The following is a 14,190-nucleotide window of genomic DNA, read 5'->3' on the forward strand; positions in this document are numbered from 1 at the left end:
CATATATCGAACATCTGTCTAATGATTGGGGGTGTCTTTTGTGCCGGAATCTGCTGAAGCTCAAGCGAAACAGGCGCTGCTGGCCTTATTGGAAGAAAGGGATATTCAACATATCACAATGAAAGAAATTGCCGAAAAGGCCAAAGTGAGCCGCGGGACGCTCTACCTTTATTATGAAGACAAGTTTTCAATCATTGAGGATGTGATCGAAGACATGAAGGAAGGGTTGGGTAAAGCGCTCTATGACGCCTTCAAGCATATGGATACCCTTCATTTGAACAAAAAACGGCAAACGGTGCATCCGACTCTGTCTTTTGTTCACGAGCATCGATCCTTTTTTGGTACGATGATGAACAGAGAACATTTTCATCGGTTTTTTAAGGATGTGTTTCAGCAGGATGTCTTGCTGGCTCCGATCCATGTAAATTTAACGCCGATCGAACAGGAAATTTACGGACATTACCGGGCTTTGTACACGTACGCGATTATCCTGTATTGGCTGAATGAGGATGCGGCCGCGACTCCGGAAGCCATCAGCCAAGAGGTATGGGAGCTTGTTTCTCAAAAGCGGTTTTATTGGCTGTTTGGGCAGACTGCGTCAGGGGAGCGGCAGGAAGACAGGCAAATCGACAGGCGTGTGGTTCGAACGAGAGAGGCGCTTCAGAAGGCTTTGATGGATGTATTGGCGGAGAAAAAAGACTACGCGGCCATCACGATTTCAGACATTACCCGGAAAAGCAATATCCGCCGCGCAACCTTTTATGATCACTATTCCAGTAAAGAGGAATTGCTGCAAACCATGATTCAGCAATCATGTGCGAAAATCATTGATCACCTGACGGTTGCCTCCAGTCCGAATGCGCTTTCCTTAGAGGAAGCGGAGGAGGCGCTCGCCAGTCTGCTTTCTGCTTTAGACCGCATGCCCATTGTCCATTTTCTCAATCGGGACTGGGATGTTCCTCATGTGATACCTGAGATGTTTAAAGTGCTGGAATCGTTTTACCTGCATCAGCAGACTGATATTCATGCGGGGAAAAAGCTTTATGCCTATTATGTATCCGCGATGATTATCGGGTTGATTATGTATCGGCTGGATGAAGGAAAGATGCATGCGCCGGAAGTGCTGGCGAGGGAGTTTTTGCAGTTTTTGGATGTGAAGAAATATAAGGTTGTATTGCTTTGAAAGACAAAAGAGAGGGACATCCCCTCTCTTATTTCGTTTCTTCCTTCCATTTCTCATCAATCAGCATCTTCCCAGGCCATGTGTACGCCATGATGCCGCCGTCTGCGGTGATGTCCTCTCCTGTAACGTATGAGCTGTCGTCTGAAGCGAGAAACAGTGCCACTGTCGCCATTTCCTTCGGCTGGCCGAGGCGTCCGAGCGGCGTGATCCATTTGTTGGCTTCACGGAATTTTTTGCCCATTTCCTGTTCTTTGGTGCCGGCCAATTTATTAATCAGCGGTGTTTCGATTGTGCCCGGTGAAATGGAATTGACGCGGATGCCATTTCGTGCGTAATCAATCGCCATCGCTCTTGTCAGGTTGGTAATGCCGCCTTTTGCGGCGTTGTAGCCGGAACGGTCAAGATCTGCGGCCCGGCCTGACATGGAGGAGGTGTTGATGATGGAGCCTCCGTTTTCGAGCATGAGCGGAATCAGGTATTTGCTGCAAAGGAACGTGCCGCGCAGGTCGACGGCGATAATGCGGTCAAACAGGTCAACCGGATATTCGTGCACTTTTCCGCCTTCCTGGTCGACGCCGGCGTTATTAAAGAGAATATCAATCGTTCCGCAGGCGTTCTTGATTTGATCAGCAAATGCTTTCACACTGTTTTCATCTGACACATCGAGGTGAAAGGCGTCCGCCTGTCCTCCGTTTTGTCTGATCGCCTCAACTGTTTCTTTCATTTGATCTGTATTGATGTCTCCAATTATCACACGCGCGCCTTCATTGGCAAAAACCTCTGCCGTCGCTTGTCCAATGCCTGTTGCGGCGCCTGTGATGACTGCGGTTTTGTTTTCAAGTCTTCCCATTGTACAAGTCCTCCTTTTTCTATTTGTCTTCCCTCTGTGTACAGTGATAAACATGTGAGAAAAGAACTGCCAACATATGTTAAGATGGACTAGAAATTGTTGGGAGGTTTTTGTGTGTTGAAGGTGCAGCATAAGAAGGAGCTCAAGTTTTATTGCCTCGTCACGATTCCGTCCGCGTTTGTCGTGCTGACTGTCATCTCTTTTTTATTCCAAGAGATTACGTTTCCGGTCACAGCAAGGGCATTTCTGAATGCTTCATGGCATAATCTATTGTTTCTGATACCGTTCGGTTTGTTTTTCTACCCGGTGCATATATGGATGAAGCGGGAGTTTGGCCGCTGGAATGACGCAGAAAAAAAGAGAGGGTGATGACCTCTCTTTTTTCGAGAATAAATAGTGAAAGCGCATCTAAATCATGTTAAATTTACATATATATGCATCTATCAATCTAATTGACAATTGTCACCGCATGTGATAAATAGATGCTGTAAAGAGTTTACATAACCTAACAACCTATCAAAAAGGAGCGATCCAGAGTGGCGAAAAAAGAGTTTAAAGCAGAGTCCAAACGACTGCTGGATATGATGATTAACTCGATTTATACCCAAAAAGAAATTTTCTTGCGTGAGTTGATCTCCAATTCGAGTGACGCAATTGACAAAATCTATTACAAAGCGCTGACGGACGATACGCTTACGTTTGATAAAGACAGTTACTACATAAAGATCGCAGCTGACAAAAGTGCGAGAACATTAACAATCTCTGATACGGGGATTGGGATGACAAAGGACGAGCTTGAGCAGCATCTTGGAACAATTGCAAAAAGCGGTTCCCTCGCGTTTAAAAAGGAAAACGAGCTGAAAGACGGACATGACATCATCGGCCAATTCGGTGTCGGTTTTTACGCGGCGTTTATGGTTGCCGATGTCGTGACAGTCATCAGTAAGGCGCTCGGCAGCGAAGAGGCGTATAAATGGGAGTCTGCGGGTGCCGATGGCTATACGATTGAGCCGTGTGAAAAGGATTCTGTCGGTACAGACATTATCCTGAAAATCAAAGAGAACACAGAAGATGACAGCTATGACGAGTTCTTAGAAGAATATCGGTTAAAAGCGATCATTAAAAAGTACTCCGACTTCATTCGCTACCCGATCAAAATGGACACAACCATTAATAAGCCGAAGGAAGGCAGCGAGAATGAATTTGAAGAGGTGCAGGAAGAACAGACGGTCAACAGCATGGTGCCGATCTGGAGAAAGAACAAAAGCGAGCTGACAGATGAGGACTACGAAAAGTTCTATGCTGAAAAGCATTACGGATTTGATAAACCGCTCACACATGTTCATATCAGTGTAGATGGAGCCGTGCGCTACAACGCGATTCTATTCATCCCTGAAAACATGCCGTTTGACTATTATTCCAAGGAATATGAGAAAGGCTTGGAGCTGTATTCCAATGGCGTGCTGATCATGAACAAATGCGCGGATCTGCTTCCGGACCACTTCAGCTTTGTGAAGGGGATGGTCGATTCTGAGGATCTGTCGCTGAACATTTCCAGAGAAATGCTCCAGCATGACCGCCAGCTGAAGCTGATTGCGAAAAACATCAGCAAAAAAATCAAAAGCGAGCTGCAAAGCCTGCTCAAAAAAGACCGAGAGAAATACGAGACGTTCTACAACTCATTCGGCAGACAGCTGAAATTCGGTGTGTACAATGATTTTGGCGCGAATAAGGATCAATTGAAGGATCTCTTATTATTCTACTCTTCTAAAGAGAAAAAACTGGTCAGCTTAGACGAGTACGTTTCCAGAATGCCTGAGGAGCAAAAATACATTTATTACGCGACCGGTGATTCATACGATCGCATTGAGAAATTGCCGCAAACGGAAATGGTAGCGGACAAAGGCTATGAAATTCTTTACTTCACTGAGGACATCGATGAGTTTGCGATTAAAATGCTGGCATCTTATCAGGAAAAAGAGTTCAAATCCGTATCAAGCGGAGATCTTGGCATAGACACGGATGAGGATCAAAAGCAGTCCGAGGAAGAGGAAAGCAAGTACAAGGATCTGTTTGAGGAAATGAAAAACATTCTGTCAGACAAAGTGAAAAACGTCAGAATCTCAAAACGACTCAAATCACATCCGGTCTGCCTTGCCGCTGACGGCGAATTGACAATCGAGATGGAAAAAATCTTAAACGCGATGCCGGACAGCCAAAATGTAAAAGCGGAAAAAGTGCTGGAAATCAACCCGAATCATGAGGTGTTCCAAACGCTGCAGGACGCATTTGAACAAGATAAAGAAAAGCTGAGCCTGTACACAAATCTTCTGTACAATCAGGCGCTTCTCATCGAAGGCCTGCCGATTCAGGATCCTGTGGAATTTACGAACAATATTTGCAAGGTTATGGTGTAATAGAAAAAGGAATCGTCCCGTGAGGAGACGATTCCTTTTTTTTATAATGTGCGCTCATTCAGCACGTGGCTTTGGCTGCTTTTCTTCTTTTTAAAACGGTTTTTTAGGCTTGCTTCAATTTCCTCCAAGCTTTTCCCTTTGGTTTCCGGAACCATGTAGAAAGCGAAGAAAAATGAGAGAAGACAAATAACCGAGAAAATCATAAAGACCCATGCGATGCCCATGGCGCTGAGCATCAGCGGGAAGACGAGCGACACGATCAGGTTGGCTGCCGATAGCACCAAAGTGGTGAAACCTGTCGCGGCTCCGCGTGCTTTGGACGGGAAGAGTTCAGGCATGAGCACCCAAACCACCGGCCCCCATGTCGCCTGGTAAAATACGATATAAACGCCGAGAAAGACAACTGTCATCCACGCTGTTGATGCTGAGAGTCCAAGTGTCAGAAGCACGCCTGATAATGCGGCCAGACTCAGTGTGATGCCGACACTTCCCCAGATCAGGAGCTTTTTGCGGCCGACACGGTCAATTAAGATCATGGCGGTGATGCACATGATGACGTTGAGGACGCCGATCCCCATCGTGCCGAGCGCAGAAGCTGACGTACCAAGGCCAGCCTTCGTAAAAATGGTCGGCGCGTAGTAGATCACCGTGTTAATGCCGACAGCCTGCTGAAAAATGGCAAGGCCGACACCAATCAGAAGCATAGGGCGAATCCATTTGGCTTTCAGCACGCCGAGTGTCGTTTCTTTTTTCTCTGCTTCCCCTTGCTTCATCTCTGCCAATTCCATTTCAATATCCTTGGGATCATGAGTGATGTTCATGATTCGTTTTGCTTCTTCTTCACGGCCTCGCTTCACGAGCCACCTTGGCGATTCCGGCATAAACGCAATGCCGATCAATAAAAGCACGGCAGGCACCGCAGCCAGACCGACCATCCAGCGCCACGCTTCAAACGGTGTAAACAGATAGTTTACGATATAAGCGAGCAAAATCCCGGTGACAATCATTAGATTGTTCATTGTGCCAAGTGTACCGCGGATTTTCGTCGGCGCCATTTCAGACAGGTACACAGGCACAAGCGCTGTTGAACCGCCAACGGCCAACCCGAGAATCACCCGAGACGCAATCAGCATGCCGACTGTTTGAGAAAACGCGCAAGCGAGTGCGCCGACAATAAAAATGATGGAAAGGACAAATACAACTTTTCTCCTGCCCCAGCGATCAGAGCATGTCCCGCTTAAGGCAGAACCGAAAATCGCGCCAAGGAGCAGCATGCTGACAACCAATCCCTCTGTCAGTGTCGTTAAAGGAATATCGTTGTTGATAAACAGCAGCGCTCCAGAGATGACGCCCGTATCGTAACCGTAAAGCAGCCCTCCTAAAGCGCCGAAAAAGTAGATCATATATTTCCTTGTGTTTGTCTTCACAAATGTTCCCCCTCAGTTGTTAGGCCAATGAGTATCTCTTATGTTTAACAAAGTTAATAGATTAGTACCCTTTTCCTATCTGATTTGAAACATTTGTTTTGAAAAAACGGACATTGCTTTAAAACCAAAACGCGGGGTATTGGCGATTTTTGCGCAAATTATTGATAACAAGAGCGATGATCACGATGACGACAGATCCAATGAGTACGGGAAATACTAAATAACTCCAAGCGTATGCACCTTGAATGACGACAATCGGGTCTGCGCCAGCGGGAGGGTGAGTGGTTTTGGTCAGCATCATCAAGCAAATGGCAAGCCCTGTCCCCAATGCAAAGGTCCATGGATGGGCGCCGAATACGTGAAGGACAACAATCCCTGTAAGCGCGGAAATAAAATGGCCGCCAATCACATTTCTTGGCTGTGATAATGGAGCACTCCAAGCGCTAAATACGAGCACACAGCTTGCTCCAAAAGGCGCCATTAACCATAAGCTTGATGTATAAGCGGTCAACGAAGCGAGTGTCAGTATGGTGATAAATCCTCCTATAAGCCCTGTAACAGCGTCTTTGCCGTTTACCTGTAAAGGTGTTTTTCCTTTTCCTTTCATTTTCAAAAGAAGTTGTTTTCCAAATTTATCCCTCCAGTATGTATAGAATAATAGTTAAAAACTAACCTGTCAATTTTATTTTTAATGGTTAGTTTTTCGTTTCAATAAAAAACCGTTCGCAGGGAACGGATTTTTACTCATTATTGGTTTTTTTCTGATGGCGTGAGACCTTTTGTCTGTTGCCGCATATCTTCATGGAGCACCATTTTCGCCTTCCTGTTTTATCAAGAAAAAGCAAAATGCACTTTTCGTTTGCGCACCGTTTCAGCTGTTGGATTTCTTTTGTATGAATCAGCCATAACGCATCGTAAGCGATAAGCGATAAAATGGCATCATCTGGTTTTCCATTCGGAATGCGGGCGAGTTTGTCATCTATGACTTGATAAGAAAAGGGAGCGGCGGCGATTTGGTTTTGCAGGAAGGAGATAAAAGCAAGAGAAGGTTCATTGCCTTCGGCTATACGCTCAAAGTGTTTTCTTAGCTCAGCCCGGAATTGATGAATCCGTTGCAATTGTTCTTGGACTTGCGGTAGCGTAAAAGAACTGAGAAAAGGAGCTGTTTCTCCCATTATTTCTAACCACGCCATCAGATCTTTTTCTGACTGGATGAGATCGTGCCGTTTATCATAGCTTATGATTTCAGTATTAACGAGATCGAGAGAAAGGTTTTGTGTGATAAGAGGGAATTGAGCATTTGCCATTTTGATCATTCCTTTCAAACTCATTGTAAGCGCCAAAACCTTTTTCACGCAAGGATATGAGTAAAAGGAGTCTTTACAGTTTATCCTTCAGGCGGGCTGCTGATGATAGGGGCGGTGCTCTTCCTGTTTACAAGAAAAGTGCCGGAGGAGAAAACATCATAAAAAAACCTTACTCACGCGGAGTAAGGTTTTGTTTTTTTATTCTCCCTCATTGACGAAAACCAAGGCGGAGAATCCTTTTTTCTTATCAAATTGCAATTCAACGACTGTAACGTCTGGATTGAAGTTGTGGTATTCCTCTAAGAACTGAATAATGCCTTCTGAAATGTCATCTGAATCAAGCTGCTTGTGGTGCAGGCCATATTTGGCTTCAGCGAAGAATCCTGTACGCTTGTTGTAAGACAGCTCTTTTACTTCAACGTCCTCAGGGTAAATCTCTTCTTCATTAGATATATACACACAAATCCCGTCTACAATTTCTTGCTCATTTAATACTAATTTCATTCCCTAAAAGCTCCTTCTGTACGTCTTCGGTGATTTGAATGCGCGAATCAGAGCGATGACAATGAGTAAAATAATGATCAGAACGATGACATCAACGATCCAGGCAATCGGCGAAGCGCCATAAGAAACATAGCCCGGGCCTCCGACTGGATGATAGGTGTAACCCCAAGGGTGCATCATGCTGATCATAAACATGCCCGTTGTGAATCCGCTATAATAGCCAAACCACCCAGATGGCGAGAATCCTGCATTGTAGTAATGATTGACTGAAACATAACGTCCGCCCACATAAGCTTTAGACGTTTTTCCGCTGTATGTCTTTCCGCTTACTTTTGATGTGGCGCCGGAAAATGTGCCTGACGATTTTTTAGGGCTTGATGAGCTCGAATTTTCCGAAGATTTCTTTTTCAGCGAAATCGACGATGATGAATCGTCAGATGTCTTGGACTTTTTGCTTGAAGAGCTTGATCCTGAACTGTAGCTTGATTTCGGGCTGGATTTATAGCTTCCGCTGTATGACGAGCTTGAACTTCGGCTGCTGTAACTGGATGATGAGCGGCCGCTAAAACTTTTGGCATGAGAAATGGTTGATGGCAGCAGTACACCTAAAGCAACGGTTACTGCGACTAAGGCTTTTACATATTTAAGTTTCATTCTGTTTCCTCCATAGACCGCCGGAACGGCCCGTTGTTCTGAGCAGCAAATAAAAGAAGCTTTTTTATTCATATGAGTCTCTTATTCCCATCTAACGTTTCATATCTTGTTTTGCTTTTTCAATCACTTTCTTTCTGAGATAATCTACCTTTATTTTATCGGATTTATGGCTCTTTTTGTAAGCTTTTGCTTAAAATTAGTTAGATTTGGAGCTACTAAAGGGCTTTCTTATCATGCAATCATAGAATGATAGATCAATTTTGCCCAAATAAAAACAGCCTTCCCAATGGAGAAGGCTGTTTTATTCTTCTTATGCGAACAGCTTATCAATAAACGAAATATCTTCCTGAGAAAGCATCACGTCTGCTGTTTTGATGTTATCAACCAGCTGATCGGCACGTTTCGCTCCCGGGATGAGAATATCAATTTCCGGTCTTGCCAAATACCAAGCCAATACGATGTGAGGGATGTCCACGTTGTGCTTTTCGGCAATCGGCGCAAGCTTGTTGACCTTTCTGATATTTTCTTTGAAACGCTCGCCCTTGAAGTTTTCCATTTCGTTTCGGAGGTCACCTTCAGGGAACGTTGTATCTTCTGTATATTTTCCTGCCAATAATCCTGATACGAGCGGGAAGTAAGGGATAAACGAGATATTATGCTCCTTCGTATACGGGAAGAATGTGTTTTCCGCTTCACGGTTTAACAGGTTGTATTCGCCTTGCAATACATCTACCAAGCCGTCTCTGTTTGCTTCTTTCAGCTGCTCTAAAGAGAAGTTGGAGACACCGATGGAACGGATTTTTCCGGCTTGCTTCATTTCATTTAGTGCGTTAACTGCTTCATCCTTCGGCGTATGTTCGTCCGGGAAGTGAATGTAGAACAAATCGATATAATCCGTATTCAAACGCTTCAGGCTTTCATCAACTGATTTCTTAAGAAATTCTGGTGAATTATCAAAGACAAAATCATTTCCTTGTTTTCTGTGCGCGGCTTTTGTTGCGATGACAACATCTTCACGGTTAAATTCGCGCAGCACTTCACCAATTAATTCTTCGGAACGGCCGATCCCGTAAATGTAAGCGGTATCTAACATCGTCACGCCATTACGGATTGCCTCGCGCACCAATTCTTTTCCGGTTTCTTCATTCAGGTTCGGGTAGAGGTTGTGTCCTCCGACAGCATTTGTTCCTAATCCGATAGGGAATACCTGCAAGTCTGATTTTCCGAGCTTTGCTTTTTTCATGATCTGCCTCCTAGAATAAAATGGATGAAAGACTCTCAACACTATTGTAAACGTTAGGCCAGATGAATGCTGATTTGGTGCTCATTGCAGTACTGTGTGTACTCGTCATCTAATGGCTGAGATGTCACAATGCAATGCAGCCTGTCAAACGGCGCATACGTCAGAAGTGTTGATTTTCCGAATTTTGAATGGTCAGCCAATAAATACACTTCTTTTGCTTTTTCCGAAATCCTCTTTTTAATTTCGTACTCCAGCAGATCCGAATTGGTTAATCCGTGTGTCAGCGTCGTTCCGGTAGCGGACATAAAGGCTTTGTTGATATTGTACTTATCAAGCATAGCCGGGTCGTCCATGCCGACAAAGGAGCGCGTTTTTCTCTTATAGTTGTTTCCGATAATGATTAAGTTGATATTCTTCAAAGCTGAAGCCGCATTGATAATGTCTAAACTGTTGGTTAAAATGGTGACATTTTTGGCCGGATCAAGCGTATCGAGAATAGACTTTGTTGTTGTTCCTGAATCAATGAAGATTAAATCGTGATCTTCAATAAACCGGGAAGCATAATGGGCAATTTTTGTTTTTTCATCTTGGTGCTGAATGGTGCGATTCTCAAAAGGAACTAATGCGGTTTTCTCAATAGATGTTACGCCGCCGTATACTTTTTCAATCGCACCCTTTTCTGTTAACTTGTTGATATCACGTCTGACTGTGTTTTTGGAGACATTGAACACTTGGCACAGCTCATCTAAGGAAACAGTGCCATGCGATAAAATGTACTCTTCCATTTCCTGAATCCGCATCAGTTTCATATTAAAAAACTCCTTCTTGAATCTTTACGTAACATAAATATATAATAAAAACCAAAAGTTGATCAATAGTTGCTAAAAAAATGATAACATCGGTGTATATCTTTTGCAAGATTCGACGGACTTCTCGTGACTCTCTTAATTGATCAGAAGATTAATATAATAAAAATAATGAAAAAATTTAGTGTTTATGATTGACTTATGGGTATTATGCGATTAGAATATAACCAAGAAATGACCAAAAAGTAACCTGATGTGTATGAAATGGTTGCTTGTATCTAAAATTGCATCACCATTTATTTTTTTGGTTTTTTTGAAAGCGTTTAATTCTTGGCTTACTGAAACAGTGGATATTGATATGAATCTATCCTGAACCACCCATACAAGTGTATGTGTTTACTAATGAAGGAGGCAATAAGAATGGCAGAAATCAGAAAATTAAAAAACTACATCAACGGTGAATGGGTTGAAAGCAAAACAGATAAATATGAAGACGTTGTGAATCCGGCGACGAAAGAAGTGCTGTGCCAAGTGCCGATTTCAACAAAAGAGGATATTGATTACGCTGCGCAAAAAGCGGCTGAGGCATTTAAAACATGGTCAAAAGTGGCGGTTCCGCGCCGTGCCAGAATTCTATTTAACTTCCAGCAGCTGCTGTCTCAGCATAAAGAAGAACTTGCTCATCTGATTACGATTGAAAATGGAAAAAACACAAAAGAAGCTCTTGGAGAAGTAGGACGCGGAATTGAAAACGTAGAATTCGCAGCTGGAGCACCTTCCCTGATGATGGGTGACTCACTTGCTTCCATCGCAACAGATGTTGAAGCTGCCAACTACCGCTACCCAATCGGAGTTGTCGGCGGAATCGCGCCTTTCAACTTCCCGATGATGGTTCCTTGCTGGATGTTCCCGATGGCAATCGCGCTCGGCAACACATTTATTTTAAAACCATCTGAGCGGACACCGCTGTTAACAGAGAAATTGGTTGAGCTTTTTGAAAAAGCGGGCCTTCCGAAAGGGGTATTCAACGTCGTATACGGTGCGCATGACGTTGTGAACGGCATCCTCGAGCATCCTGAAATTAAAGCGATCTCATTCGTAGGCTCCAAGCCAGTCGGCGAGTACGTCTACAAAAAAGGAAGCGAAAACTTAAAACGCGTTCAATCTCTGACAGGCGCGAAAAACCATACGATTGTCCTGAACGATGCGAATCTCGAAGATACGATCACAAACATCATCGGAGCAGCCTTCGGTTCGGCTGGTGAACGCTGCATGGCTTGTGCGGTTGTAACAGTTGAAGAAGGAATCGCTGATGAGTTTATGGCGAAGCTGCAGGAAAAAGTGGCTGACATTAAAATCGGTAACGGCCTTGATGACGGCGTATTCTTAGGACCGGTTATTCGCGAAGACAACAAGAAGCGCACGCTCAGCTACATTGAAAAAGGGCTCGAAGAAGGCGCGAGACTCGTTTGTGACGGACGTGAAAATGTATCTGACGACGGCTACTTTGTCGGCCCGACGATCTTTGACAATGTCACGACAGAGATGACGATCTGGAAAGATGAAATTTTTGCTCCGGTCTTGTCAGTCATCCGCGTGAAAAACCTGAAAGAAGCGATCGAAATTGCCAATAAGTCTGAGTTTGCGAACGGTGCCTGCCTGTTCACATCCAACTCAAACGCAATCCGCTACTTCCGTGAAAACATTGATGCGGGAATGCTCGGCATCAACCTGGGTGTGCCTGCTCCAATGGCATTCTTCCCATTCTCAGGCTGGAAGTCTTCATTCTTTGGAACGCTGCATGCGAACGGAAAAGACAGCGTTGACTTCTATACGCGTAAAAAAGTGGTTACGGCAAGATATCCAGCACCTGATTTCAACTAAACGACGAACAGCCGAACGGCGTCTATGTGCGCTGTTCGGACTCATTCTACCAATAGAAAGAGGAGGGCTTCACTATGAGTTATTTGTTGCGTAAGCCGCAGTCGAATGAAGTGTCTAATGGGGTCAAACTGGTGCACGAAGTAACGAAATCCAACTCTGATCTCACTTATGTAGAGTTTAAAGTGTTAGATCTCGCTTCCGGTTCAAGCTATACAGAAGAATTGAAAAAACAGGAAATCTGTATTGTCGCGGTAACGGGAAACATTACAGTGACCGATCAGGAGTCGACTTTTGAGAATATCGGCACGCGTGAAAGCGTATTCGAACGAAAACCGACAGACAGCGTCTATATGTCAAATGACCGTTCCTTTGAGATCACAGCGGTCAGCGACGCAAGAGTGGCGCTTTGCTATTCTCCATCGGAAAAACAGCTTCCGACAAAGCTGATCAAAGCGGAAGACAATGGCATTGAGCATCGCGGGAAGTTTTCAAACAAACGTACTGTTCACAACATTCTTCCGGATTCAGACCCTTCAGCTAACAGCCTATTAGTAGTTGAAGTCTATACAGACAGCGGCAACTGGTCCAGCTATCCGCCTCATAAACATGATCAAGACAATTTGCCGGAGGAATCTTTTTTAGAAGAAACGTACTACCATGAGTTAGACCCGGGACAGGGCTTTGTGTTTCAGCGTGTATACACAGATGACCGCTCGATTGACGAGACAATGACTGTAGAAAATGAAAACGTTGTCATCGTTCCTGCAGGATACCACCCGGTAGGCGTGCCGGACGGATACACATCCTACTATTTAAATGTCATGGCAGGGCCGACGCGGAAATGGAAGTTTCATAATGACCCGGCGCATGAGTGGATTTTAGAACGTTAACAAGTGAGGAGTGGCTGTTTACGATGAAGTATACATTCAATGAAGAGAAGGCTTTTGATATTGTTGCCATCGGCCGGGCATGTATTGATCTGAACGCAGTCGAATACAACCGCCCAATGGAAGAAACGATGACATTTTCGAAATATGTCGGTGGTTCACCTGCGAATATCGCGATCGGCAGCGCGAAGCTTGGCTTAAAAGCGGGCTTCATCGGCAAAATTCCGGATGACCAGCATGGAAGATTCATAGAGTCCTATATGAGAAATACCGGCGTTGACACAACACAGATGATTGTGGATCAAGATGGCCACAAAGCAGGCCTTGCATTTACAGAAATTCTCAGCCCAGAGGAATGCAGCATCTTAATGTATCGCGATGATGTGGCGGATCTTTATCTTGAGCCTTCCGAGGTAAGCGAGGACTATATCGCAAATGCGAAAATGCTGCTTGTTTCCGGGACAGCGCTCGCCAAAAGCCCATCACGGGAAGCGGTGTTAAAAGCTGTTCAATATGCGAAAAAGCATCAGGTTAAAGTGGTGTTCGAACTGGATTATCGCCCGTATACGTGGCAGTCAGCGGATGAAACAGCCGTTTACTATTCTTTGGTCGCCGAGCAGTCTGATATCGTCATCGGCACACGTGATGAATTTGATGTAATGGAAAACCGCACAGGCGGGAGCAATGAAGAATCCGTCAATCATTTATTTGATCATTCAGCCGACCTCGTTGTCATCAAACACGGCGTTGAAGGCTCTTACGCATACAGCAAATCCGGCGAGGTATTCCGCGCCCAAGCGTACATGACAAAAGTGCTGAAAACCTTTGGAGCCGGTGACTCCTACGCGTCAGCCTTTATCTATGGCCTTGTCAGCGGAAAAGACATCGAAACGGCATTGAAATACGGCAGCGCTTCAGCCTCCATTGTGGTGAGCAAGCACAGTTCGTCAGAAGCGATGCCGACTGCAGATGAAATCGTACAGCTTATTGAAGCACAGTCATAATTGAAAAAGATCGAGTAAAGGTGG

Annotated in this window: 14 protein-coding genes; 6 read left to right on the forward strand and 8 right to left on the reverse strand. The window is 44.7% G+C overall.

The window, feature by feature from the left end:
- Positions 1 to 40 precede the first annotated feature (40 nt).
- Positions 41 to 1,183 carry a TetR/AcrR family transcriptional regulator gene (locus KHQ79_RS12975; protein ID WP_225515477.1) on the forward strand — a complete coding sequence of 381 codons (1,143 nt, stop codon included), beginning with the start codon at positions 41 to 43 and terminating at the stop codon, positions 1,181 to 1,183.
- A gap of 28 nt (positions 1,184 to 1,211) precedes the next feature.
- Here the strand turns inward: KHQ79_RS12975 and KHQ79_RS12980 are convergent, their stop codons facing one another.
- Positions 1,212 to 2,033, reverse strand: a complete 822-nt coding sequence (locus KHQ79_RS12980) for an SDR family oxidoreductase (RefSeq protein ID WP_225515479.1) — start codon at positions 2,031 to 2,033, stop codon at positions 1,212 to 1,214.
- Between the two features lie 117 nt (positions 2,034 to 2,150).
- Between KHQ79_RS12980 and KHQ79_RS12985 the strand changes: the two genes are divergently transcribed.
- Complete coding sequence (locus KHQ79_RS12985) at positions 2,151 to 2,402, forward strand: hypothetical protein (RefSeq protein WP_032731840.1); 252 nt, start codon at positions 2,151 to 2,153, stop codon at positions 2,400 to 2,402.
- Positions 2,403 to 2,569: 167 nt separating this feature from the next.
- Positions 2,570 to 4,450, forward strand: coding sequence for a molecular chaperone HtpG (gene htpG / locus KHQ79_RS12990; protein WP_060399897.1), 1,881 nt, complete (start codon positions 2,570 to 2,572; stop codon positions 4,448 to 4,450).
- Between the two features lie 41 nt (positions 4,451 to 4,491).
- On the opposite strand, the gene KHQ79_RS12995 is transcribed toward htpG, so the two are convergent.
- The 7 genes from KHQ79_RS12995 to iolR all read right to left on the reverse strand — a co-directional run bounded on the left by KHQ79_RS12995 (position 4,492) and on the right by iolR (position 10,394).
- Positions 4,492 to 5,877, reverse strand: coding sequence for a sugar porter family MFS transporter (locus KHQ79_RS12995; protein ID WP_225515481.1), 1,386 nt, complete (start codon positions 5,875 to 5,877; stop codon positions 4,492 to 4,494).
- A 118-nt stretch (positions 5,878 to 5,995) separates the two neighbouring features.
- Positions 5,996 to 6,484 carry an HPP family protein gene (locus KHQ79_RS13000; RefSeq protein ID WP_225515665.1) on the reverse strand — a complete coding sequence of 163 codons (489 nt, stop codon included), beginning with the start codon at positions 6,482 to 6,484 and terminating at the stop codon, positions 5,996 to 5,998.
- A gap of 133 nt (positions 6,485 to 6,617) precedes the next feature.
- Entirely contained in the window at positions 6,618 to 7,184 is a 567-nt protein-coding gene (locus KHQ79_RS13005; protein WP_084994139.1) for a CGNR zinc finger domain-containing protein, read from the reverse strand.
- Positions 7,185 to 7,382: 198 nt separating this feature from the next.
- A complete protein-coding gene (locus KHQ79_RS13010) occupies positions 7,383 to 7,688 on the reverse strand; it encodes a DUF2653 family protein (RefSeq protein ID WP_003236405.1) in 306 nt (101 codons plus the stop codon).
- A 3-nt stretch (positions 7,689 to 7,691) separates the two neighbouring features.
- A complete protein-coding gene (locus KHQ79_RS13015) occupies positions 7,692 to 8,342 on the reverse strand; it encodes a hypothetical protein (RefSeq protein ID WP_225515483.1) in 651 nt (216 codons plus the stop codon).
- Between the two features lie 310 nt (positions 8,343 to 8,652).
- Positions 8,653 to 9,585 (reverse strand): aldo/keto reductase, encoded by a 933-nt coding sequence (locus tag KHQ79_RS13020; RefSeq protein ID WP_084994143.1) that lies wholly within the window; start codon positions 9,583 to 9,585, stop codon positions 8,653 to 8,655.
- Positions 9,586 to 9,638: 53 nt separating this feature from the next.
- Complete coding sequence (gene iolR, locus KHQ79_RS13025; RefSeq protein WP_084994145.1) at positions 9,639 to 10,394, reverse strand: myo-inositol utilization transcriptional regulator IolR; 756 nt, start codon at positions 10,392 to 10,394, stop codon at positions 9,639 to 9,641.
- Between the two features lie 417 nt (positions 10,395 to 10,811).
- On the opposite strand from iolR, the gene iolA reads away from it, so the two are divergent.
- The 3 genes from iolA to iolC all read left to right on the forward strand — a co-directional run bounded on the left by iolA (position 10,812) and on the right by iolC (position 14,166).
- Complete coding sequence (gene iolA, locus KHQ79_RS13030) at positions 10,812 to 12,275, forward strand: methylmalonate-semialdehyde dehydrogenase (RefSeq protein WP_060399889.1); 1,464 nt, start codon at positions 10,812 to 10,814, stop codon at positions 12,273 to 12,275.
- A gap of 74 nt (positions 12,276 to 12,349) precedes the next feature.
- Positions 12,350 to 13,165, forward strand: a complete 816-nt coding sequence (gene iolB, locus KHQ79_RS13035) for a 5-deoxy-glucuronate isomerase (RefSeq protein ID WP_225515485.1) — start codon at positions 12,350 to 12,352, stop codon at positions 13,163 to 13,165.
- Positions 13,166 to 13,188: 23 nt separating this feature from the next.
- A complete protein-coding gene (gene iolC / locus KHQ79_RS13040) occupies positions 13,189 to 14,166 on the forward strand; it encodes a 5-dehydro-2-deoxygluconokinase (protein WP_225515487.1) in 978 nt (325 codons plus the stop codon).
- Positions 14,167 to 14,190 lie beyond the last annotated feature (24 nt).

The sequence above is a fragment of the Bacillus sp. TSO22 genome, assembly GCF_020223595.1.
GTDB lineage: Bacteria > Bacillota > Bacilli > Bacillales > Bacillaceae > Bacillus > Bacillus inaquosorum.